Below are 22,330 nucleotides of genomic sequence, written 5' to 3'. Positions count from 1 at the left end.
TTGCTGCAGGCCAACCAACCCCTGCTCACCGCCTATCTCATGCGGGACGAGCTGAAACGGCTGTGGTTTTACCGTCGGCCGGGCTGGGCCAAGCAAGCATGGGAACACTGGCTCGAACAGGCCATGAGCAGCGGCATCGCCGCGCTGGCGCTGTTCGCGCAACGGCTCAAGGCCTATCTGCACGGCATCCTTTCCCGATGCCGGTACCCGCTCAACACCAGTGTCGTCGAAGGCATCAACAACACGATCAAGGTCATCAAGCGCCGGGCCTACGGCTACCGGGATCAGGACTATTTCTTCCTGAAGATCCGTGCCGCCTTCCCCGGCATTCCGCGATGAACCAAAAAAACGCGCGGCTCGAGGCCGCGCGTCTTGTCTGCCGTTCGACCAAGAATCAGCTGGCGACCCGCTCAGCCGTTTCCTCATCCGGCGGAATCTGCAGCGCGTCCGGATGCAGCGCCGCCTGCTCGCGCTCGGCCTCGATCGCCGGCGTACGCCAGCCCGACCTGACACCCCACAGATAGAACACCAGGCCGATCACCGCGACCACGGCGAGATCGACGCCGTAGGGGATGTAATCCAAGCCGCCGAACTTCGCGCTGCCGATCCTCGACACCACCGCCAGCGTGACCAGGTAGGCAATCAGCCACCACGCGCCCTTCAGGTGCCGGCCGAACTCGTTCCAGCCATGCTTCGCCTGGTAATAGAAGTACACCGGCAGCGCGACCACCATCAGCAGGATGATCTCGCCGGTCAGCGGCCACTTGGCCCAGTACAGGAGCTCGGCCGACATGATGAAGGCAATGCCGGCGATCACCGGCAGCCCGGCCAGCCGGAACGGGCGATGCAGCTCCGGCGCGGTGCGGCGCAGCGTCATCACGCTCACCGGGCCGGTCAGGTAGGAAATGATCGTCGCCACCGAGATCACCGCGGCCAGCGAATCCCAGCCGCGGAAGAAGAACAGGAACAAAAACGACACTACCAGGTTCAGCCACATCGCCGGGCGCGGCACGCCGGACTTCGGATCGATCCGGCCGAAGATGCGCGGCAGCGTGCCGTTGCGCTCCATGCCGTAGATCATGCGGGCGGTCGTGGCGGTGTAGGTCATGCCGGTGCCGCTGGGGCTGACGAAGGCATCGGCGTAGAGCAGGATCGCCAGCCAGTTGAGGTTGACCAGCACCGCCAGTTCGGCGAACGGCGAGCTGAAGTCGATGCCCTTCCAGCCGGCCTTGGCCAGCAGGTCCGGCGGCACCGCGCCGAGGTAGGCGATCTGCAGCAGCACGTAGACCACGGTCGCCAGCAGGATCGCGCCGATGATCGCGAACGGGATGCTGCGGCCGGGGTTGTGAGCCTCGCCCGCCAGGTTCACCGGGCTCTGGAAGCCGTTGAAGCTGAATACGATGCCTGCGGTGGCCACGGCGGTGAGGATCGCCGCGAAGTCGTTCGCATGGCTGCCGCCGGCCGCGCCCACCGCGAGGTTCTCGCCGTGGAAGCCGCTGGCGATCAGCGCGATGCCGGTGGCCGCCGGGATGACCAGCTTGACCAGCGTGATCAGGCTGTTGGAGCGGGCGAACAGCTTGACGCTCCAGTAGTTGAGCAGGAAATACACGATCACCAGCACACCGGCGATCGCCACGCCCGTCGGGCTCAACTCGCCGTGCTTGCCGGGTATCGCGTGATAGAGATCCTGCGCCCACTGCCATTTCCAGCCGGCCATGTACTGCACCGAGGCCTCGGCTTCGACCGGGATCACCGAGACGATCGCGATCCAGTTCGCCCAGGCCGCGATGAAGCCGACCAGCGAACCATGCGAGTAATGGCCATAGCGCACCATGCCGCCGGACTCGGGGAACATCGCGCCCAGCTCGGCATAGGTCAGCGCGATGGAGAGGATGATCGCCGCGCCGAGCACCCAGGCCCAGATCGCGCCGGGGCCGGCCAGCTTGGCGGCGTTCCACGCGCCGAACAGCCAGCCTGAACCGATGATCGAGCCCAGCCCGGTGAACATCAGTGCGAAAGGACCGACGTCACGCCGGATCGAAGTCTGGTTTGCCATCAAGGGCCCCTGTGTCTGCCAGGCGCAGAGCGCCAAAACCCCGATGGTCGCAAAGTGGGCTGGGCATGTCACCTGCGCCGGCTGTTTTGTTGCCGCCACGAGCCACGGTGCGCTGGCCATCCAGCCGTCCATACGGAAGCGGTTGCCATGTCGGGGCCGCTGCGGAGTGCACGGGGAACGCCTGCCAGCCCCGCTCGCCCGGCCACACGACCGGTCACCTTGCTGCTGTGCAAGATGCGCGCGCGCCAACTTGTGATTAACGTATGGACCGATTCAATTAGATCGATTTAAAGCACCAACGACTGTTCAAGGCGTGGCCCGCGAGACAGATCCGCCGCCCGTTCAGGCAAGGCGGACACAAGCATCGCCGGCGCATGGTTGAACCATACATAGCGCTGTTGTCTGGGGAGGGGAGTTCTCATGCATCACGTGATCAGGTTTCGCCGCAAAGCACTCACCGGCGCACTCGCGCTTGCGCTGTTCCTTCCGCTGGGAGCGCTGGCGCAGGACGCGGCTTCGACCGCACCGGCCCCGGCCGACTCCGGCAAGGCACAGAAGAAGCCGGTAACCCTGCAGAAGGTCGTCGTCACGGGTTCGCTGATCCCGCGCGTGGAGGTCGAGGGCCCCGCGCCGGTAGTGACCATCACCGGCGAGCAGCTCAAACGCGAAGGATTCACCACCGTCTACGAGGTGATGAACTCGATCACCCAGACCGGCGTCGCGCAGACGCCGCCGAGCTGGGGCTCAAGTTCGGTCAACGCGCGCCAGCTCAACCTGCGCAACCTGGGCTCCGGGCGCAGCCTGCTGCTGATCGACGGCCATCGCGTCAGCGACTATCCGCAGTCCTCCGGTGCCAGCACGAACTTCCAGAACTACAACAACATCCCGACCGGGATGATCGACCACATCGAAATCCTCGCCACCGGCGCCTCGTCGCTGTACGGCTCCGACGCGGTCGCGGGCGTGGTGAACATCATCCTCAAGAAACACTACGAGGGCGATGACGTGCAGTTCTCGCTCGGCGGCGCCACCCACGGCGGCCGCGAGTACGGCGACCTGAACCTCGTCGGCGGCCGCTCGGGCGATCGCTGGCACGTGGTCTACAACCTCGAGAAATCGCACCGTGACGCGCTGTGGGGCCGCGACCGCCCCTACACCGATTCGGAAGCCGACGCCGGCTACGGCGCCTACGACTACAACGCGCGCCTGTTCGGCTGGAACACCTACCCGGGCCTGGCGCTGACCAACGCCGACGGCAACTACATCGCGCCGCCCGCCAACTCCTGCGGCCAGTTTGGCAACAACTTCGCGCTGCGCCATTCGCAGACCGTGTCCACCACGGGCCACACGGTCAATACCAACGACGTCACCGACCACGGCTACTACTGCACGCAGCCGGACCTGTTCGCCAACTGGGTGCTGACCCCGGGTAGCGACAACACCGACGCCTACGTCGCCGGCGACTACGACCTGGGCGGCGGCCTGCAGCTCTATGGCTCGGCCGGCCTGTGGAAGACGGTCGGCACCTCCAACACCGAGTTGCCGTTCCTGTATCCGATGGGCGGCCTGCCCAACGGCTTCTACGACAGGACCAGCGGTCAGGTGATCAGCAACTACTTCCGCCAGCTGACACCGCAGGAACTGGGCAGCTACGGCAATACCCACGACCGCGAACAGAACTGGGACCTGCGCGCCGGCCTGCGCGGCTCTTTCATGGACGACCGCTTCAACTGGGACTTCATGCTCGGCCAGAACAAGTACATCGTGCACGAGTACTACGCCGGCCTGAACGAGCAGGGCATGTTCGACTTCTTCTTCGGGCCGCAGCAGGGCACGACGACCGTCAACGGCGAGACGCTTCCGGTCTACGCGCTCAACAGCCAGCGCTTCTGGAACCCGATCACGCCCGCGCAGTACCAGAGCTTCGGCGTGTCCGGCGAGAACACTGCGGTCAGCGAGCTGGATCAGGCCACGCTGAACGTCAACACCGACGAGTTGTTCAACCTGTGGGCAGGTCCAGTCGGCTTCGGCGCGGTGCTGGAAGCGGTGCACCAGAGCTTCCAGCTCTCGCCGGACCCGCGCGGCAACGACACGCACTTCGGCGATCCCTTCCAGGACTACATCACCGGCGGCGGCACGCGTAACCGCATCTCGCTGGGCTCGGAACTGCGCATGCCGCTGACCTCGCAGGTCACCTGGACCATGTCAGGGCGGCTGGACAAGTATCGCGACGCCAGCGCGGCCGACGTCGCGCGTACCTGGGGCAGTTCGCTGGAGTGGCGGCCGTACGAGGGCCTGTTGCTGCGCGGCGGCTACGGCACGAACTTCCACGCGCCGGACATGCAGTACATCTACAAGAACCCGTCGGTGTCGCAGGTCGGCATCTACTCCGACTACTACCAGTGCATCCAGGCAGGCGACCGCACCTGCAATGCGACCCAGCACAGCACGTACTTCCAGTCCTATCTTGCCGGCGGGCCGACGCTCAACAACGAGACCGGTCATTCCTGGACGTACGGTTTCGTGTGGCAGATCCCTGGCGTACAGGGCTTGTCCGTGTCGGCCGACTACTGGCACATCGGGATCGACAACGGCATCGTCAACATAAGTCAGGACGATGTGCTGAAGGACGAGGCAGGCTGCCGCACCGGCCTGAACGTCGACGGCTCGCCCTATATCGCGCACGCCCAGGGCTCGTCCTACTGCCGCAGTGTGATCGCCAACGTCAAGCGCGACGCCAACGGCAACATCACGGCCGTCTACTCAGGACCGATCAACGAGAGCCAGTTGTACGTCAGCGGCATCGACGCCTCGCTGGTCTACACCAAACCCACCGAGCACTGGGGCAACTTCAGCCTCAGCATCGACTACACCGACAACCTCTCCTACAAGGAGCGCCGCCTGCAGAGCGATCCGCTGGAAAACACCCGCTACGACCGCGTGGCGAGCAGGGTGCGCGGCACGGCCAGCTGGCAGGGTGATCGCTGGAGCGTGACCGTCTATGGCGAGCGCGCCGGCAGCATCCGCGCCAACAACTTCAACGGGTGCGAGGTCCTGGACAACGGCATCAAGCCCGACCTCGGCGATCCGGACTGCGTCGTCTACAAAGGCCGCATCAAGCCGTGGATCGTGTGGAGCGGCTCGGTCGGTTATCGCTTCAGCGACAAGGCGAACCTGCGTTTTGGCGTAACCAACATCTTCGACAACAAGGGCGAGATCCCCTACTACGCGGGCGGCTTCGAGTTCATCCCGACGCTGCAGGGCGCCAACTACAACGGTCGCGAAGTGCTGGCGACGATCAACTACAAGCTCGATTGAGGTAGCCGGGCCGGCCTTGCCGGCCCGATCGATCCGGATTCCTCTCCGGCGCGAGTTCGCGCGCCCCGGCTCCGGCCGGGGAGCTTTTTTTTTGGAAAAGGAGAAGCCGATGCGCGTGACGACCTTGCTGCTGGCCCTGATGATGGCTGCCTTCGCCGGCACCGCGCAGGCGCAGTGGGCGATCGTCCCGCAGCCACAGACGATCGAGGTGGGCAAGGGCAACTTCGTGCTCGGACCGCGCACGCGCATCGTCGCGCCCGCCGACGCGCGCGGCCGGGAGATCGGCGCCTTCCTGCGCGAGGCGATCCGCGCGCAGGCCGGATTTTCGCTGCGGCAGGGCGCAGCGGCCAAAGGCCCGCGCATCGAACTGCGCATCGATCCGGCGGTGCAGGGCAAGGAAGCGTACCGGCTCAGCGTCACACCACAGCGCATCGACATTACCGCGGCCGATGACCGCGGCCTGTTCTGGGGTGTGCAGACCTTACGGCAGCTGTTGCCGGCCAGGCACGGCGGCACCCTTGCGATTCGCGCCGTACGCATCGACGATGCCCCGCGCTACGCCTGGCGGGGCGTCATGCTCGACGTGGCGCGCCACTTCATGCCGGTGGCGCTGGTCAAGCGGCAGATCGACCTGTTCTCCCGCTACAAGATCAACGTCCTGCACTGGCACCTGACCGACGACCAGGGTTGGCGCATCCAGATCGACAAGTATCCGAAGCTCACCAGCGTCGGCGCCTGGCGCACCGAGCCCGACGGCGAGCGCACGGGCGGCTTCTACACGCAGCAGCAGATCCGCGACGTGGTCGAGTACGCGCGAGAGCGCAACATCATGGTGGTGCCGGAGATCGAGATGCCCGGCCACGCGTCGGCGGCCATCGCGGCCTATCCTTGGCTGTCCTGTCCCAAGCAGCCGATCCAGGTGCCGGCAGGATGGGGCGTGTTCACCGACATCTACTGCGTGGGCGACGACACGACCTTCGCTTTCCTGCACGACGTGCTGGACGAGGTGGCTGCGCTGTTCCCCGCGCCGTACATCCACATCGGCGGCGACGAGGTGCCCAAGCAGCAGTGGGTCCAAAGCGCGTCCTCGCAGCAGCGCATGCGCGAGCAGCACCTGGCCGACGCCGAGGGGCTGCAGAGCTGGTTCGTGCAACGCATCCAGCGCGACCTGGAGGCCCGCGGCAAGACGCTGATCGGCTGGGACGAGATCCTCGCGGGCGGCGCCGACCGCAACGCCATCGTGGAAATGTGGCGCGGCGACGCGGAGGCGGCCAAGGCCCTGGCCAACGGCAATCGCGTCATCGTCGCCGGCCCGTTCTACATCGACACGCCGATCGAAGACCTCACGGTGCAGGACATCTATCGCACCGACGCTTTCGCTGGCCCCGCCTATGCCGCGCACCGCGGCCAGGTGCTCGGCGCCGAAGCACCGTTGTGGGCCGAGCGCGTCACGCCGCGCAACCTGGAGGCGATGCTGTATCCGCGCGTGCTGGCGCTGTCCGAGCGGCTATGGAATCCGGACGCCCGAGATTACGCCGACTTCGAGCGCCGCATGCGCGCGCAATACCCCTGGCTGGACGAGCACCACGTGGCCTACGGCCCGGAAGACCGCGACCTGGTCGACTACCGGCTCAGCTTCAACCCGCAACACCATCGCTGGCGCCTGCGCGCCCAGCGCGGCTTCGACGACCTGGAGCTGCACTACACCGTCGACGGTAGCGAGCCCACGGCGCAGTCGCCCACCTTCGGTGACGTGCTGGACCGATACGAACCTTCCGCCATCAGGGTCGCGCCGTTCCGTCGCGGCGTACCGTACCTGGCTAGCCAGGCGTTCCAGATCACGCCCAACAAGGCGCTGGGCAAGCCGGTGAGCTACCTGGTGGCGCCGGATCCGCGCTACACCGGCGCGGCGACCGCACTGGTCGACGGCGTCACCGGCGGCGACGACTTCCTGGACGGCCTGTGGGTCGGCTGGCGCGGCGGCGACATGGACGCCACGGTCGATCTGCAGAAGCCCACGCCGCTGCACTCGATACGGGTGCGTTTCACCCAGCACAGCGGCTCCTGGGTGCTGCTGCCGCGCAACGTGCGTTTCGCGGTCTCGGACGACGGCAAACATTGGCGGACGCTCGAGGACCTGCCTTTCGGCATGGACCCGATGGACCTGCGCCCGACCATCCGCGAGGCGCACTTCGAGGCCATTTCACCGGTCACCGCGCGCTACCTGCGCGTCACCGCGAAGAACTATGGCCCGCTTCCCGCAGGCCATGAGGGCGCCGGCCAACCGGCATACGTGTTCGCCGACGAGATCCTCGTGCAGTAACCGCGCGCGCGTTCACGCGGGCTGGTAGACCGCCGCCACGACGCCAGAAGCGAAGGTTCTCATGCTGACCAGACGAAGATCCACGGGGCGGTGCAGTTCCGAGAACAACGGCTCGCCCCGGCCCAGGACCACCGGATGGATGGCCAATCTATTCGTCGATGAGGCCGGAGGCAACCAGGCTGCGGGCAAACCGGGCGCCTCCATGGGCAAGGATGTAGCCGCCCGGTTGTGCCTTCAACCGCCGGATTTCCTCGGCGAGATCGCCACGTGCCACCGTCGGCTCGGCCCAAGACTCGAGGACCGCCGCGGTAGGCACGACGCCCAGGCGCTCGGCATTGCGGACCCTGGCCTCGGCGAGCGAGCGTGACACCGGGTTCTCCTGCGCCCAGCCCAGCCCCGTCCTTGAGAAAATGACCTTGGGAATGTCGTTCATCGGCGCCGCGATCGGCATCTCCGAAAAGGGCCAGAACGCCGCCATGTCGCGATAGCTACGGCTGCCCATGATGTGCACGTCGGCGCCGCGCAACGTATCGAGAAGCCACCCCGTGGAATCGGCGCCGCCCGATGAGCGGAAGATCCAGTCAGCCTCGCCCTCCGGTCCCGCAACGAAGCCGTCCAGCGAGACGGACATCTTCAGAACCAGTTTCCTTTGTGCTGTAGCCATGACTGCTCCTTCGCGCCGCAACGGTAGTAGAGCCTGGCGTGCCAACGGCTCTTCGGTCTTTCACTGCAAGGACGAACGGCAGCCGTACGTTTCGACAGGGCGGCCACTGGCTGCTTGACTCACTTCGCCGCCGGAAGGGGTGGCGCGCGCAGCGGTACCGGGGTGGACTGCACGATCGAGGTGGTCGTCTGGCCGTACTGCAGGAACTGGTCGAGGATCAGGTCCAGATGCTCGAGCGCATCCAGGTGCACCTTGACGACGAAGCAGTCCTCGCCCGTGACGCGGTGGCATTCGGCCACCTGCGGCGTGGCGCGGGCGAGGTCGGCGATCTTCGACAGCTGGCCCGGGGCGGGGCGCACGCGCACGTAGGCGGTGATCGGCCAGCCGAGTGCCGCGGGGTCCAGTTCGAGCCGGCAGCCGCGGATCACGCCGGCGTCCTCCAGCCGGTTGAGGCGTTCCTTCACCGCCGGCGCCGACATGCCTACGGTGGTGGCCAGGCGCGTCACCGGCTGGCGAGGGTCCTCCAGCAGGGCGGCCAGCAGCTCGACGTTGCGTGCGTCTGCGAGCAGTTTTGAAATCTTAGGCATTGCGTCCACCTTGCATGGAAAATGGCAAATCCTGCCAATGAATGCCTTCAAGGTGCCATGGATGATGCGCCTTTGGTTTGCAAAAGTGGAGGCATGAAAAAGACTCCGCTCAGGTACTTTGCCAACGCATTTCCCGCGCCGGCCTGGTTTGTGGTCAGCGCACTCTTCCACTACCTCGGTCCCGCATTCGCGGTGCTGCTGTTCGCCCGCGTCGCACCGCTGGGCGTGGCCTGGCTGCGCATCGCGACCTCGGCGCTGCTGCTTGCCGCGTGGCGGCGTCCGTGGCGCCACCTGCCGCAACAGGATGCGCGCACTCGCCGCACGATCGCCGGGTTCGGCCTGGTGATCGCCGGCATGAACGCCTGCTTCTACCTCGCCATCGACCGGCTGCCGCTGGCTACGGTCGGTGCGATCGAATTCGTCGGGCCGATCGCCCTGGCGGCAGCCGGGTTGCGTTCGGCGCGCAACCGCCTCGCCTTGGGGCTGGCGGCGGCCGGCGTCACGCTGCTGACGCGCGCACACCTGGGCAGCTCACCACTGGGCCTGGCCTTCGCCTTCGCCAATGCGGCGCTGTTCACGCTCTACATTGTGCTGGGCCACCGGCTGGCCACCGCGGGGGACGAGGGCAGCGAACCGGTCGACCGGCTGGCCGCCGCGATGCTGGTGGCGTTGCTGCCGGCCGCCTTGCTGGGCTTGGTGCCCGCGTTGCCGGCGATGGCAAGCCCGTGGCTGCTCGCGGCCGGTGCCGGCGTGGGCATCTGCTCCTCGGTGATTCCGTATGTCTGCGACCAGTTCGCGATGGCACGCCTGCCACGGGCCAGCTTCGCCCTGCTGCTGTCATTGCTGCCGGCGATCGCCTGCCTGGTCGGCGCGCTGGTGCTGCGCCAGTTCCCCGGACCACGCGAGACGCTAGGCATCGCGCTGGTTGCCGCCGCCGTCGCGCTGCACCGTCCGCGACCCGTTTCCCCGCCGCATCGCCCACCCGAGGTATCGCCATGGAATACGACCGAATCGGAGCCTCCGGCCTGAAGGTCTCCCGCATCTGCCTCGGCTGCATGAGCTACGAGGTCACCCCCGGCGCGCGCCCGTGGCACCTGGACGAGGCGCACAGCCGGTCGTTCATCCGCCGTGCGCTCGAACTGGGCATCAACTATTTCGATACCGCCAACATGTATTCGCAGGGCGCGAGCGAGGAGGTGCTCGGCCGCGCCCTGCGCGACTTCGCCCGGCGCGAGGAAGTAGTGATCGCGACCAAGCTGTTCTATCCCATGCACGACGGCGCGAACGCCCGCGGCCTTTCGCGCAAGGCGGTGATGGCCGAGATCGACGCCAGCCTGCGCCGGCTCGGCACCGACTACGTCGATCTGTACCAGATCCATCGCTGGGACCCGCACACGCCGGTCGAGGAGACGCTCGAGGCGCTGCACGACGTGGTCAAGTCCGGCAAGGCTCGCTACCTGGGTGCTTCCACGATGATGGCCTGGCAGTTCGCCAAGGCGCTGTTCACCGCCTCGCTGCATGGCTGGACGCGCTTCGTATCGATGCAGCCGCACTACAACCTGCTCTATCGCGAGGAAGAGCGCGAGATGCTCGCGCTGTGCCGCGACCAGGGCATCGGGGTCGTGCCGTGGAGCCCGCTCGCCCGCGGCCGCCTCGCGCGCGCATGGGAGGAGGCGCCCAGCACCGTGCGCGGCGGCTCCGATCCCTGGGGCGACGGCCTCTATGCCGCCACCCGCGAGACCGACCGGCGTGTCGTCGACCGCGTCGGCGAAGTGGCCGCGCGGCTCGGTGCCAGTCGCGCGCAGGTCGCACTCGCCTGGCTGCTGCAGCAACCGGCGGTGACCGCGCCGATCGTGGGCGCCACCCGCATGCACCACCTGGAAGAAGCCGTCGGTGCACTCGACCTGCGCTTGCCGGCAACGGAAAGCCTGGCGCTGGAGGCGCCCTACCAGCCCAAGGCCGTGGCAGGCGTCGCCGTGCCCGGAGTGGACGACTGAGTCGGGCGACGCGAGGCTGGCAAGGGCGCCGCGCGTTTCGAACCCACGGCAGCTACGCGGCTGGGCCCGGCGTCGCCGACGCGGTGGGCGCGCAGGCAACTCACCCGACGGAAACGCCGGCCGGCCTGGCCAAGGCCGGCGAAGGTGGCCCCGCCGCGCAGAACAGCAGCGATGGGCACAGCCTGCGCAGGCGCTTTCAGCAAGGCACCGGAAGTGCAGCCATGCTTCTACGTCACTGGCGGCATCAGCTTCGTGCTGGTCATCGTCGTGCAGGACATGCCGGCCTACGAGGCTCCGGTGCGCCGCCTGTTTTCGGAAAACGAGCTGGTCGTGGACTTCCGCACGTTGATAGCGCCCGACCGGGTCGAGGCGGGAACTACCATCGTCCTGCCTTGAAGCTTGAAGGTTCCCGCTGCCGGCAGGAATTCATCTATCCGTCTTTCGCGGACAAAGAAACCGTCATCTGGCGAACCGATACTTCGCCCACTCCACGCGAAGACCCGTGCCGTGACTCAGTACGTACACCCCAGCAATAGCGGTTTCGTGCGCATCGTCAAGCATGGTCGCGGGTGGCGGGCGCTCCTTGGCGAGCGCGAGGTTGGGCGCCACGACAGCGCGGAGGCGGCCCTGCTGGCCCTCCGCGCACGGTGGCCGCAGGCGCGCATTCCACCATCGCTGCTGCTCTGGCGGCACCTGCCCGGGTCGAGGCAATTGGGACACGGCAGGCGCGCTGCCTGACGGCTGACACCCGGCAGTCTGGCCTGATGTCAGCCGGTGCAAGTTGCAGCTATCGATCGCCGCCCTTGAAGCCGGGTCCGCGCAGCACCTTGCCGGGCAACGCCGGCGTCATCCTGCCCTGCGCGATCACCGGCACGCCGTTGACCAGCACGTAGGACATGCCTTGCGCCAGTTGCTTGGGATCCTCGAACGTCGCCGGTGCGCGCAGCCTGGCCGGATCGAAGATGGCGATATCGGCCCACATGCCCTTCCTGAGGGTGCCGCGATGGGCCAGGTGCATGCGTTGCGCGGGCAGGCCGGTCATCTTGTGGATCGCCTCGGGCAGGGTCAGGGCGTGATCCGCGCGCACGTACCGGGTGATGATCCGCGCGAACGCGGCGTAGGCACGCGGGTGCGGATGGCCCTGGCCCAGCGGCCCGGTCGGTGCCTGTGCCGAGGCGTCGTCGCAGATCGACATCCACGGCTGCTTCAGCGCGAGGGTGACGTCCGGCTGCGCCATGCCGAACACGGCGACGTCGGTGGCGGCGTGGTCCTTGATCAGGATGTCGAGCAGCGTGTCGATCGGTTTCTCGTGCCAGCGCCTGGCGATGTCGTCCAGGCGCTGGCCTTCGAGGTCCTTGAGCGAGGGATCGTCGACGGAGGTGATCTCGACCGCGTGCGGGCCGGGGACCTCCAGCCAGTCGTTGCTCCACGCGTCCGACGGCGTGCGCATGTCCTTTTCGATCCGCGCACGCGACTGCGGATCCTGCAGCCGTTCGAGCAGCCTGGCGTTGCCGCCCGCGTGCGCCCACGGCGGAATGAACGAGGCCAGGTCGTTGCCCCAGGCCGTGTAGGCATAGGTGTCTGCGCCGACGTCGAGCCCCTGCGCGCGCGCCGCTTCGATCCTGGCGATCACCGCGGGCATGTTGCCCCAGTTCTGGTGGCCGGCCACCTTCAGGTGGAAGATCTCCACGGGGATGTGCGAGGCGCGCGCGATCTCGAACGTTTCGTCCAGCGCGGCCATCTCGCCGTCGCCTTCGCTGCGCATGTGGGTGGCATAGATGCCGCCGTAGCTGGCCGCGGTCTTTGCCAGTGCGATCAACTCCGCCGTGGTGCTGTAGGTCGCCGGCGGGTACTGCAGGGCGGTGGAGACGCCGAAGGCGCCATCGCGCATCGCGCCGGCGACGATTGCCTGCATCTGCTTCAGTTCGTCCGCCGTCGGCTGACGGTCGCCGTAGCCGACCACCATGGCCCGCGCCGTTGCGGCGCCGACGTAGGTGCCGAAATTCACCGCGATGCCCTTGCCCTGCAGTTGCCGGAAATACCCCTTGAGCGTGCGCCAGGCAGGCCTGGCGCCGGCGCCTTCCTCGTCGAGGATCCTGTCGTTGAGCGGCGCGACCGACTCGCCTTCGCCGGTGACCAGCGTGGTGACGCCCTGGAAGATCTTCGACGGGGCGTGGCCGTCCTGCAGCAGCGCGTGGCCGGACTGGTCCAGCATGTCGATGAAGCCGGGCGTGACCACCATGCCGTGAGCGTCGATGACTCGCGCCGCGTGCGCGTCGTCCAGCGCGCCGATCGCGGCGATGCGCCCATCGCGGATCGCCACGTCGGCGGTGTAGCCCGGCGCGCCCGTACCGTCGATCACCTGCCCGTGGCGGATGACGATGTCGTACGGCGTGGAGGATGCGGCGTGGGCACCGGGTCCAAGCAGGCCGAGTGCGGCAACGAAAGACAGGCGGGTGGCCGGATGCATGAAGAGCCCTTGCATGGATGTCGTCAATCGGAAGCGCCGGTTCGCCGGTGGCGAAGGCGGATAGCCGCGCTCACTCGACCGCCAGGCCGCCATCGCGCAGGCGCTGGCGCAGCCGGTCCAGCTTGTCGCCATAACGCGCGCTGCGCGCGGTGTCGCGGCGCAGCGGCTGGCGCACCTGCGCCGCGCTGGGCGTGCTCAGCACGGTGCGCGAGGTCTTGTGGAATGCCAGGCAGGCCGGGTCGAACGGCAGGTCGCAGAAATCCAGCAGTCCGCGGATCACCGGTTCGGGCTCGGCTACCAGCGATTCGTAGGACAGATCCAGCACGCGCCCGGGATGGCGCTGCAGCCAGAAGCGCGTCAGGCGCATGAAGTCGATGCAGTAGTCGGCCATCTCGTCGAGGTCGCAGGTGAACCCGGTCTGCTCGGTGAACAGCTGCCGGTAGCACGCCAGGCAGGTCTCCACCGGGTCGCGCCGCACGACGACCACGCGCGCGGCCGGCAGCATCGCCAGCGCGGCGCCGACCAGGTACCAGGTCACCAGGCTCTTGTCGGTGAAGCGCGGCCTGGTGGCGCGCCAGCGCGCGGTGCGCGCGAGGTATTCCTGGCCCAGGCGCTGCCAGTCCTGCGCGGTCGCACCGGGCACCCACAGCGGGAACGCCGAGGCGCGGCGGCGGGTTTCCGCGTCGATCACCTGCGGCAGGTCCTTGATCTCGTTGGCGCCCTCGACCTGCGGGTGCGAGGCGAGGATCTGCTCGACCAGCGTCGATCCGGAACGCGGAATGCTGACGATGAAGATCGCCTCGCTGCCGAGTGACGGATCCAGCGGCAGCGGCGTGGCGTCCGCGAAGACGCGCAGGATCGCATCCACGCGCCGGCGCTCGCCGGCGGCGTCCCAGCGCACCCGCTTGCGGCGGGAAGCATTGGCGAGCGCGAAGGTATCGAATGCCTGCGCATAGTCGCCCTGGTCTTCCAGCGCCTTGGCCAGGGCGAAGCCGAGCAGTTCCTGGTCGCGGGGCGGCAACCCGGGGCGCGCCAAGGCGGCTCGCAGGCGCGTGACGTCATCGGCGTCGAAGCGGACCGTATTGAGGTTGGCCAGTCCGAACCAGCCTTCCGCGTTGCCCACGTCGAGGCGCAGTACCTCGCGATAGCCCGCCACCGCGGCATCGACCTGGCCCAGCGTCGCCTGTGCCCGCGCCAGCGACAGCCGCGCGGGAATGTGCGCGGGCTCGATCGCGATCGCCCGCTGCAACGCCACCACGGCCTCCTGCGCGTGGGTCTGCCGCCACAGCGCTTCGCCGAGGTTGAACCAGCCTGACGCGGACGCCGGCGCCAGTTCGCAGGCGCGCCGCATGTGCGCGAGGGCATCGTCGATCCGCCCGCGCTCGTACAGGGCAATGCCGAGCCCCACGCGCAGGTCGGCATCCTGCGGCCACGTCGCGAGCACCCGCTCGAAGCAATCGGCGGCCGTGGCCTGGTCGCCGCGGCGCTGAGCGGCGACCCCGAGCATGCGCAAGGCGTCCGGATCGTCCGGCGCCAGCGCCAGCACGCTGGTGATCGTCTGTTCGGCGGCGTCGAACTGGCGCCGCTTCCACTCCTCGCGCGCCCTCGCCAGCAGGCGGGCCGCCATCGGCGAAAGAGGCCGTCGGGCTGTCTGGAATGTCATGTCGTCACTGGCATGCGGCGTCAACGAGGCAGGCTACACAAGCCGTGCGCAGGCCGCAAAAAAAGCGCCGGACGTGGTGTCCGGCGAGGGGAGTACCTGCGGCGTCTTGCTCAGAAATCGTAGGCCACCGAGAGCCGGGCGCTGCGCGGCGTACGGGTGTCCTGGACTCGGCCGTAGTCGGGATTTGGGCTGCCGGTGGTACCGAAGAAGTCGTTGTAGAACACCGGCGTCTGCTGATTGAACACGTTGAACACAGCGAAGTTGAAGTCGAGCTTGTGCTGCGCCCACGTGGGACGGTAATCCACGTTGAGGCCCAGGTCGTGGACCCACGGCGTCGTCCCCAGCGAACCGGGCGGCACCGGTTTGCCGGCGCACCAGTAATAGGTGTGCGAGCCGTGCAGGGCCAACTGGTCCGGCCCGTAACCGCCCCGGCACAGGCGCGGCGTGCCCGAAGTCAGGTACAGGTTGGCGCCGACCGTCCATTCCGGGGTGATCGCGTAGGCGCCGAAGATCTTGAACTGGTGCTTGCGGCTGTTGGGCAGCACGCCGCTGGACCATTCCATGCGCTCGGGGAAATCCCACGCGGTGGTGAGCGACTCGTACGAGCCGCCCTGCTGGGAGTACGTGCTCACCGGCCCTTCGGTATTGCCCCAGGTGCGCGAGAACACGTAGTCGAACTTGGCGAACCACTTCTCGTCCCAGGCGTGCTCCAGCGACAGGTCGACCGAGTAGTAGCGGCGGATCGGTCCCTTGGTGAAACCCTGGTCCTGCATGCTGAAGGTCACCGGCACGAGCGAGCCGTCGGGCGCCTTCATCAGCAGGTGGTTGGTGATGCCCGGGTTGACCAGCACCAGGCTCTGCGCCCACTGGTCGCAGGTGTCCGGCGTCATCCAGTCGTAGCCCTGCGCGCGCCCGGCCGTGCACTCGTTCTGGATGGCGTCGTAGTCGTCGATGATGCGGTTCATCCGCTGGTAGGTGCCGGTGGCGCCGAACACCCATTGCGTGCCGAGCATCTCGAACTGCTGCTGCATGCCGAGCACGTAGTTGTCGGAGAACTCGGCCTTGATGTTCTGCGAGGCCGACACCCGCGGGTCCTTCGCCTGGCCATATTCGCTGTCGATGGATACCCCGGTCGACGGGCTTTGCGGGAGCGGGGTGAAGCCGATCGGCTCGCCCGTTGCCGGATCGATGCCGGTGTAGGTGCCGTACACGCCGGCGTTCACCACCGGTGCGGCGATCGACAGCGCCACCTGGTCCGGCAGCGCCAGGTAGTAGCGGCCGGCGTTGCCGAACACCTTCAGGCTGGAATCGCCGTGCACGTCCCAGCTGAAACCCAGGCGCGGCGCCCACTGCGGCGTGGTCAGCCGTATGTAGGGCTCGCCCGAGGCGTCGTAGTTGACGAACTGGTCGTTGCGCAGGCCGATGTTCAGCAGCAGGTTCGGCATGACCTGCCAGTTGTCCTCGACGTACTGGGCGCGCTGGGTCACGCGCACCGAGGCGACGCTCAGGTCCACGTGCTGCTGCACGTAGTAGCAGTGCCCGTCGTGGCATCGCGTTGACGGCGCGACGTACGGCGGCACGTTCGGGTCGGCGCCGAACACCGGTACGCCCGGTTCGCTCTCGCCGTAGATCCACTGGTAGCCCGGGCCGGTGTTCTGCGAGCCGTCCTTGATGTCGCGCGAGTTGATGTTGTCGATGCCCGCCTGCAGGTCATGGTCGCCCAGGCGGTAGTCCAGGCTCAGGCGGTAGTTGGTCACCGACTCGCTGTGTTCCGGATCGGAGAACGTCGAATTGCCTTGCGAATTGCGGATGCCGCCCGGCGGCACGAACGCCGGGTCCTGCAGGGAGGCACTGGCAATGTGCGGCAGCTCGGGGTCGAAACCGGGGTAGGCGGGCTGCTCGGAGTAGTAGTTGCCATGCATCTTGCCGACCGTCGCGTTCAGGGTCAGGTCGTCGGTGATGTAGGAGGTGTAGTTGGCCACCCAGACCTTGAACGAGTTCTTGTTGGTCTGCTGCAGGCCTTCGAAGGCGCCGCGCGCGAGGGTGTCGTAGTTGAAGTCGTAGAAGGAGCCCGAGGTGCGGTGCGAGTTCTTCAGGCCGGTCAGCGTCAGCACGTTGCTGTCGTTGATGTTCCAGTTGAGCTTGGCGTAGATCTTCGGGTCGTGGACGGTGTACGAGCTGCTGGTAGTGCCTTCGCCGGCGAACTCGTCGGTCGTCTTGTAGTGCGTGTCATCCTGCTCGGCGCCAAGGAAGAAGAACAGCTTGTCCTTGATGATCGGGCCGCTGGCGTAGGCGTCGTAGATGGTTTCGCTGTAGCTGTTGCCGCGGCGGTAGACGGAGATGTCGCCGGGCCGGTTACCCTGGTCGGTCACCAGCGGGTTGGCGAAGTAGTAGTTGATCGGCTCGGCCCGCAGCCTCGCCGGCTGCCACAGGGCGCGCGCGCCGAAGTGCCACTCGTTGGTGCCGCTCTTGCCGATCTGGTTGATCACGCCGCCGATGGAGCGGCCGTACTTGGCGCCGTAGCCACTGATGAAGGTCTGCTGCTGCTCGATGGCGCCGTAGGGCAGGGTGATGCCGCCCTGGTTGTTGAGCGCCTCGGTGACGTTCATGCCGTCGACGTAGTACGCGTTCTCGGCCGTCGAGGCGCCGCCGAACACGTTGATCGGCGTGCCGAGCGGGCCGCCGGTCAGTTCGGGCGAGCCCATGTTGACGCCCGGCGCCAGCATGGCGATGTCCTCGGCGGTGCGCGCCAGCGGCAGTTGCTGCAACTGCTTGGAAGTAATCGTGGTGACCTGGTTGGTGGTGGTTACGTCGATCGGCGGGAGCGAATTGGCAGTGACGTCGACCGAAGAGAGCGTGACCGCGTTGGCGGCGCCCGCGGTGGAGGCGAAGTCGACCGCCACCGCACCCGCCGCGGCGGGGCTCACTTCGCTGCGGCTTTGCACGACCTTGCCGTCCTGCAGCAGCGAGACCGTATAGGTGCCCACCGGGACGGTGATCGAGTATTTGCCCGAGGGCGTCACCGGGATGGTGCGGTTGAAGCCCGCGCCATTGTTGATCTGGATCGTTTCGTTGGGCGCCACCGGCACGGTGCCGTAGATGGTGCCGTTGATCGCCTGCGCCCAGGCTGCGCCGCTCAGGCCCAGCGCGATCGAGCCGATGGCCAGGGGCAGCGCCTTGCGCCTGAGGAAACGATGGGGATGCAGCGCGCGCAGGGATGGGTTCTTCATGGGATGTGCACTCCGCTTTGTTGAAACGCCCGGTACAGCGCCTTCCAGTCCGGAAGCCTTTCACCACGTCGCGGGCGGACCCGTTCGGCTTCTGGACGTCAGGTCGTGCCAGACCCATGGCGGGTCCGCCGACTGATTCGCAGGCATGGATGGACGATACGCAGCAGCGCGGCACGTCGCGCGACGCAAGTGTCCGTGCCGGATCCTGCGCCTGACGGCGATGCGCTTCGAACGGATTCCCACCCGACCCGCAAGTGCGCGTTCGAGCGTATTCCCCGACCAGCGAACGCCGCCAATGAAAAAACATCGGCGCGCCATAACTGCGGGTTATGGGCGTCTATATCCAATGGCACTCGCGAAATGCGCTCGATCTCCCTTCCGGGAAAAGCGTCAAGCGGTGACCATTCCGACAACGCCGCTCAACGGAGGCGTGGCAAACCTACTTCCACGCATTCACGAACACCGTAATGACGATGGCATTGGTGAAGTCGATGAGGAACGCGCCAACCACGGGAGCCACCAGGAACGCCCGTGGCGCAGGCCCGTAGCGCTCGGTCAACGAACTCATGCAGGCCATGGCGTTGGCGGTCGTCCCGAGCATGAAGCCGGTAAAGCCGCTGGCCATCACCGCGGCGTCGTAGTCACGCCCCATCAGCTGCAGCAGCGGCCAGCAGCAGAACGCCACCACCAGCACGGACTGCAGCAGCAGGTTGGCGAGCAGCGGCATCGCCAGCCCGGCCAGGTCCCACAGGTGCAGGTCCATCAGCGCCACCACCAGGAACAGCGAAAGGCTGGTGTTGCCGATCAGCTCCATGCTGCGCACCGACAGTCCGAACCAGCCCAGCTGGTCGTCGATGTTGCGGATCAGCGCGCCGACCAGCATCGCGCCGATGTAGCCGGGCAAGGTCAGCCCGAGCAGGCCAAGTCCTTCGCTGATCCACGCGCCGATACCCATCGCCAGCAGCATGAACACCAGGCTCTTGAGCCCCGCGCAGGCCGGATCGGCGAAGCGGTGTGCGGTCGCCTCTGGCATCGCGGGCGCCTGCTCGTCCTCTTCGGATTGGATGGAGGCTGCAGGCTTGAGCCCCAGGCGCTCGATGAGCAGCGCCGCCAATGGCGAGCCGAGGACGGAACCGCACACGATCCCCGCCATGGCGTTGGCCAGCGCCACGCTGCGCGCGCCCGGCACGCCGGCACCGGCGAACAGCGGCGCGAACGCCAGCCCGGTGGCCGGGCCGCCGGCCAGGGTCGCCGATCCGGTGACCACGCCGAACAGCGGCGGCAGCCCGAAGGCCTCGGCCATGCCGATGCCCAGCAGGTTCTGCGTGATCGCCAGCACGCTGGCCAGCCCGAGGAACAGCAGGATCTGCCGCCCGCCTACCCGCAGCAGCGCGGTGCTGGCGTTGAACCCGATGCCGGTGAAGAACGCGATCATCAGCGGCTGCTCGAAGGCGACGTCAAAACGTAGCGGGATGACCGCCCACTGCCGGCAGGCGAGCATGAAGAGCGCGACCAGCAGGCCGCCGATGACCGGCGCGGGAATGCTGAAACGCGCAAGCAGCGGCACGCGGCTTCGAATGCCGTAGCCGACGAGCAGGAACAGGCCGCCGCAGGCCAGGGTCTGGATCGGGTCGAGTGTCAGCACGCGCAAGTATCCGGTCGGCTGCGCCTGGTGGTCAGTTCGGGAAGCTGGCGATCAGGTGGTCCACGAGCGATTCCACGCCCATGGTGACAGGATCCTCGCAGGGCAGCCCGAACAGCGCACCGATCCGCTGGCAGATGTCCGCGGCCTCATGGGCTGGCAGCCCGGACGTGTTGAGTGCGATCCCGATCGGCCTGACTGCGGGATTGGTCAGGCGTGCGGCAGCGAGATTGGCCTCCATGCACGCACGCAGGTCCGGGACCGGGTACTCCGGCAGCCCGCGCATGTGGCGGCGGGTCGGTTCGTGGCACAGCACCAGCGCATCGGGCTGGGAACCGTGCAGCAGGCCCAGCGACACGCCGGCGTAGGATGGGTGGAACAGCGAGCCCTGGCCCTCGATCAGGTCCCATCCGCCGTCGGGGCGCGCCGGGGAAATCGACTCGGCGGCGCCAGAGACGAAGTCCGCCACCACCGCGTCCACCGGAATGCCGGCGCCGGCGATCAGGATGCCGGTCTGACCCGTCGCGCGGAAATCCGCCGGATGGCCGCGTCGGCGCAATGACCGCTCCAGTGCCAGTGCGGTGTACATCTTGCCCACCGAACAGTCCGTGCCCACCGTCAGCAGCCGCCGCCCCGAGCGGGGCCTGCCGTTGCCGACCGGAATGCCCGGCCCGGCAGCGCGCGCATCGAACAGCGCCCTCTGGTTGCGTTGTGCGGCCGCCACGATGGCCGGATGATCGCGCAGCTTGTGATGCAGGCCGGACGCCACGTGCAGCCCGGCGTCCAGCGCGGCAATCGCATCGGCGACGATCTCCTCGCCCATGACCCCGCCTGCGTTGGCGGCGCCGATGACCATGGTGTTCGCGCCCCGGGCTTTTGCCTGGTCCAACGCCAGGTCGGGCAATCCCAGCGTGACCGTGCAATCACGTCGGCGATGCTGGCCGAGGCACCACTGCGGCCGCCAGTAGGCCAACCCCCGGGCCGTCTTGATCGACAGTTCGTCAGTCGCGCTGCCCAGGTACAGCAGATACGGCGGCCCCCACGGCACGTGCGCGGTTTCGCCTCGATCGGACATCGGCCGTTTCTCCCTGTGTGCAGCCCGCCGGGTGCGTCGCGGGCGTCCGTTCCATGCAGCTCTCACTCGGTGCGAAGCAGCCCGTGCCGGCCAGCCGCGGAAGCGGAGCCCGGCCTCGAGCCTGCAGCTTGCCTGAGCGGCCAGATACGCCTGGATGAGGCACTCGCGCGGAGACGAGCATAGTCATCCGCCTGCGCGCCTCGCCAATGAAAAGATGGACACGAGGCATAACCGGCGGTTGTGGTTTTCACGTGCGCGCGTCCAGCCATCCATGGCCTCTGGCAGGTTTGTCTGCGAAAACGATCTGTGCTGCACTCGATGTGCGCCATCGCCGCGCCGGACCGGTTGGGGAAACGGCATATGCGTCTGCGTTACATCGAGCTGTTCCACGCCGTGCTGAGCACGGGCAGCCTGACCGGGGCGGCGAACCTGTTGAACATCTCGCAGCCGGCGGCGAGCAAGGCGCTGCAGCAGGCCGAGAGCCACCTGGGCTTCCCGCTTTTCAGCCGCGTCCGGGGACGGCTGCAGCCGACCCAGCAGGCGCTGCTGATGCGCCACCAGATCGACCGGCTGATGCGCGACCTGTACGACCTGCGACGCCTGGCCGTTAACATCACCCGCCCGGAAAGCCATCCGCTGCGGGTGACCAGCACGCCCGCCCTGGCGCAGACGCTGGTACCCGATGCCATCGCCCAACTGGGCAAGGTGTATCCCGCTGCCACCGTCGAGCTGTTCACTCAGCACTCCGCGGTGATGTGCGAGTCGCTGATGCTGCGCGAGGCCGACATCGGCCTGACCCTGCAGGACATCAGCCACCACGGCCTGTGGCAGGAGCCGCTGTGCCGGGGCAACATCAAGGTGATAGCGCCGCCGGGCTGGTGGTCCGAACGCGACCTCGAACGGCCACTGCCGATCAAGGCGCTGGCCGGCCAGCCGATGATCGGCATCACCGTCCAGGACGCGCTGGGCGCAATGCTGCAGAGCCACCTGTCCAAGGTCGAGCCGGCACCGCGGACCAACGTCTGGGTGCAGACCTACCAGCTGGCGTGCTCGCTGGTCGCGCGCGGCGGCGGGCTGGCGCTGGTCGATCCGTTCACGGCGCAATGCAGCCGGGAGCCGGTGCAGAAGCGCTCGCTGAAGTTGCAGCTGGACGTGGTGCTCTACGCCGTCTACCGGCCGGACAGCCCGCTGAACTGCGTGCAGATGCGCTTCCTCGACCACGTGCGCGAGCTGGCGCAGGAGATACTCTCCGCTCCCTGAGCGCCGCCCTTGTAGCCTCGGCCCGCGCCCTCCCATCCGGAGCTG

Annotated in this window: 15 protein-coding genes; 7 read left to right on the top strand and 8 right to left on the bottom strand. The window is 67.5% G+C overall.

Going from position 1 to position 22,330, the window contains the following annotated elements; genetic code table 11:
• A partial coding sequence (locus tag BMZ38_RS03825; RefSeq protein WP_139211663.1) for a transposase occupies nucleotides 1–339 on the top strand: 339 nt, incomplete at its 5' end.
• Nucleotides 340–394: 55 nt separating this feature from the next.
• On the opposite strand, the gene BMZ38_RS03820 is transcribed toward BMZ38_RS03825, so the two are convergent.
• A complete protein-coding gene (locus tag BMZ38_RS03820) occupies nucleotides 395–2,056 on the bottom strand; it encodes an APC family permease (RefSeq protein WP_091334244.1) in 1,662 nt (553 codons plus the stop codon).
• A gap of 420 nt (nucleotides 2,057–2,476) precedes the next feature.
• On the opposite strand from BMZ38_RS03820, the gene BMZ38_RS03815 reads away from it, so the two are divergent.
• Both BMZ38_RS03815 and BMZ38_RS03810 read left to right on the top strand, forming a co-directional pair.
• Nucleotides 2,477–5,374 carry a TonB-dependent receptor plug domain-containing protein gene (locus BMZ38_RS03815; RefSeq protein ID WP_091334240.1) on the top strand — a complete coding sequence of 966 codons (2,898 nt, stop codon included), beginning with the start codon at nucleotides 2,477–2,479 and terminating at the stop codon, nucleotides 5,372–5,374.
• Between the two features lie 109 nt (nucleotides 5,375–5,483).
• Nucleotides 5,484–7,697 (top strand): glycoside hydrolase family 20 protein, encoded by a 2,214-nt coding sequence (locus BMZ38_RS03810; protein ID WP_091334237.1) that lies wholly within the window; start codon nucleotides 5,484–5,486, stop codon nucleotides 7,695–7,697.
• Between the two features lie 148 nt (nucleotides 7,698–7,845).
• Here BMZ38_RS03810 and BMZ38_RS03805 read toward each other — a convergent pair whose 3' ends face one another.
• Nucleotides 7,846–8,361, bottom strand: a complete 516-nt coding sequence (locus tag BMZ38_RS03805; protein WP_245747166.1) for a dihydrofolate reductase family protein — start codon at nucleotides 8,359–8,361, stop codon at nucleotides 7,846–7,848.
• A 119-nt stretch (nucleotides 8,362–8,480) separates the two neighbouring features.
• On the bottom strand, nucleotides 8,481–8,948 hold the full coding sequence (locus BMZ38_RS03800; protein WP_091334234.1) for an Lrp/AsnC family transcriptional regulator: 468 nt from the start codon (nucleotides 8,946–8,948) through the stop codon (nucleotides 8,481–8,483).
• A gap of 93 nt (nucleotides 8,949–9,041) precedes the next feature.
• Between BMZ38_RS03800 and BMZ38_RS03795 the strand changes: the two genes are divergently transcribed.
• From BMZ38_RS03795 to BMZ38_RS03785, 3 genes are all read left to right on the top strand, one after another.
• Entirely contained in the window at nucleotides 9,042–9,977 is a 936-nt protein-coding gene (locus tag BMZ38_RS03795; RefSeq protein ID WP_217638712.1) for an EamA family transporter, read from the top strand.
• Nucleotides 9,944–10,945 carry an aldo/keto reductase gene (locus BMZ38_RS03790; protein WP_091334232.1) on the top strand — a complete coding sequence of 334 codons (1,002 nt, stop codon included), beginning with the start codon at nucleotides 9,944–9,946 and terminating at the stop codon, nucleotides 10,943–10,945. Before BMZ38_RS03795 ends, BMZ38_RS03790 begins: the two co-directional genes overlap by 34 nt.
• Before the next feature lie 171 nt (nucleotides 10,946–11,116).
• Complete coding sequence (locus BMZ38_RS03785) at nucleotides 11,117–11,341, top strand: Lrp/AsnC ligand binding domain-containing protein (protein WP_091334230.1); 225 nt, start codon at nucleotides 11,117–11,119, stop codon at nucleotides 11,339–11,341.
• Nucleotides 11,342–11,732: 391 nt separating this feature from the next.
• Here BMZ38_RS03785 and BMZ38_RS03780 read toward each other — a convergent pair whose 3' ends face one another.
• From BMZ38_RS03780 to dgcN, 5 genes are all read right to left on the bottom strand, one after another.
• Nucleotides 11,733–13,430 carry an N-acyl-D-amino-acid deacylase family protein gene (locus BMZ38_RS03780; protein ID WP_245747165.1) on the bottom strand — a complete coding sequence of 566 codons (1,698 nt, stop codon included), beginning with the start codon at nucleotides 13,428–13,430 and terminating at the stop codon, nucleotides 11,733–11,735.
• Nucleotides 13,431–13,485: 55 nt separating this feature from the next.
• The gene (locus BMZ38_RS03775) at nucleotides 13,486–15,078 is read right to left on the bottom strand and encodes a tetratricopeptide repeat-containing sulfotransferase family protein (RefSeq protein WP_091334228.1); all 1,593 of its coding nucleotides are present in this window, start codon (nucleotides 15,076–15,078) and stop codon (nucleotides 13,486–13,488) included.
• Between the two features lie 110 nt (nucleotides 15,079–15,188).
• Nucleotides 15,189–18,308, bottom strand: a complete 3,120-nt coding sequence (locus BMZ38_RS03770; protein ID WP_091334226.1) for a TonB-dependent receptor — start codon at nucleotides 18,306–18,308, stop codon at nucleotides 15,189–15,191.
• Nucleotides 18,309–18,747: 439 nt separating this feature from the next.
• Nucleotides 18,748–19,953, bottom strand: coding sequence for a sodium/glutamate symporter (gene gltS, locus BMZ38_RS03765; RefSeq protein WP_091334222.1), 1,206 nt, complete (start codon nucleotides 19,951–19,953; stop codon nucleotides 18,748–18,750).
• A gap of 31 nt (nucleotides 19,954–19,984) precedes the next feature.
• On the bottom strand, nucleotides 19,985–21,025 hold the full coding sequence (gene dgcN / locus BMZ38_RS03760) for an N-acetyltransferase DgcN (protein ID WP_091334220.1): 1,041 nt from the start codon (nucleotides 21,023–21,025) through the stop codon (nucleotides 19,985–19,987).
• Between the two features lie 360 nt (nucleotides 21,026–21,385).
• Between dgcN and BMZ38_RS03755 the strand changes: the two genes are divergently transcribed.
• Nucleotides 21,386–22,285: a LysR family transcriptional regulator gene (locus tag BMZ38_RS03755; protein WP_091334217.1), complete on the top strand. Its 900-nt coding sequence runs from the start codon at nucleotides 21,386–21,388 to the stop codon at nucleotides 22,283–22,285.
• The last annotated feature ends 45 nt before the right edge of the window (nucleotides 22,286–22,330 follow it).

Source organism: Frateuria terrea, assembly GCF_900115705.1.
Taxonomy (GTDB): domain Bacteria; phylum Pseudomonadota; class Gammaproteobacteria; order Xanthomonadales; family Rhodanobacteraceae; genus Frateuria_A; species Frateuria_A terrea.
Note: the sequence above shows the minus strand (reverse complement) of the source record. Positions and strands in the feature narration are given on the sequence as shown.

Excerpts from the sequence above, each read along its gene's own strand:
- BMZ38_RS03785 (WP_091334230.1), top strand. The coding sequence starts at position 11,117 with ATGGGCACAGCCTGCGCAGGCGCTTTCAGCAAGGCACCGGAAGTGCAG.
- BMZ38_RS03820 (WP_091334244.1), bottom strand. The coding sequence starts at position 2,056 with ATGGCAAACCAGACTTCGATCCGGCGTGACGTCGGTCCTTTCGCACTG.
- BMZ38_RS03800 (WP_091334234.1), bottom strand. The coding sequence starts at position 8,948 with ATGCCTAAGATTTCAAAACTGCTCGCAGACGCACGCAACGTCGAGCTG.
- BMZ38_RS03775 (WP_091334228.1), bottom strand. The coding sequence starts at position 15,078 with ATGACATTCCAGACAGCCCGACGGCCTCTTTCGCCGATGGCGGCCCGC.
- BMZ38_RS03810 (WP_091334237.1), top strand. The coding sequence starts at position 5,484 with ATGCGCGTGACGACCTTGCTGCTGGCCCTGATGATGGCTGCCTTCGCC.
- BMZ38_RS03795 (WP_217638712.1), top strand. The coding sequence starts at position 9,042 with ATGAAAAAGACTCCGCTCAGGTACTTTGCCAACGCATTTCCCGCGCCG.
- dgcN (WP_091334220.1), bottom strand. The coding sequence starts at position 21,025 with ATGTCCGATCGAGGCGAAACCGCGCACGTGCCGTGGGGGCCGCCGTAT.
- BMZ38_RS03755 (WP_091334217.1), top strand. The coding sequence starts at position 21,386 with ATGCGTCTGCGTTACATCGAGCTGTTCCACGCCGTGCTGAGCACGGGC.
- BMZ38_RS03815 (WP_091334240.1), top strand. The coding sequence starts at position 2,477 with ATGCATCACGTGATCAGGTTTCGCCGCAAAGCACTCACCGGCGCACTC.
- BMZ38_RS03780 (WP_245747165.1), bottom strand. The coding sequence starts at position 13,430 with ATGCAAGGGCTCTTCATGCATCCGGCCACCCGCCTGTCTTTCGTTGCC.
- BMZ38_RS03805 (WP_245747166.1), bottom strand. The coding sequence starts at position 8,361 with ATGGCTACAGCACAAAGGAAACTGGTTCTGAAGATGTCCGTCTCGCTG.
- BMZ38_RS03770 (WP_091334226.1), bottom strand. The coding sequence starts at position 18,308 with ATGAAGAACCCATCCCTGCGCGCGCTGCATCCCCATCGTTTCCTCAGG.
- BMZ38_RS03790 (WP_091334232.1), top strand. The coding sequence starts at position 9,944 with ATGGAATACGACCGAATCGGAGCCTCCGGCCTGAAGGTCTCCCGCATC.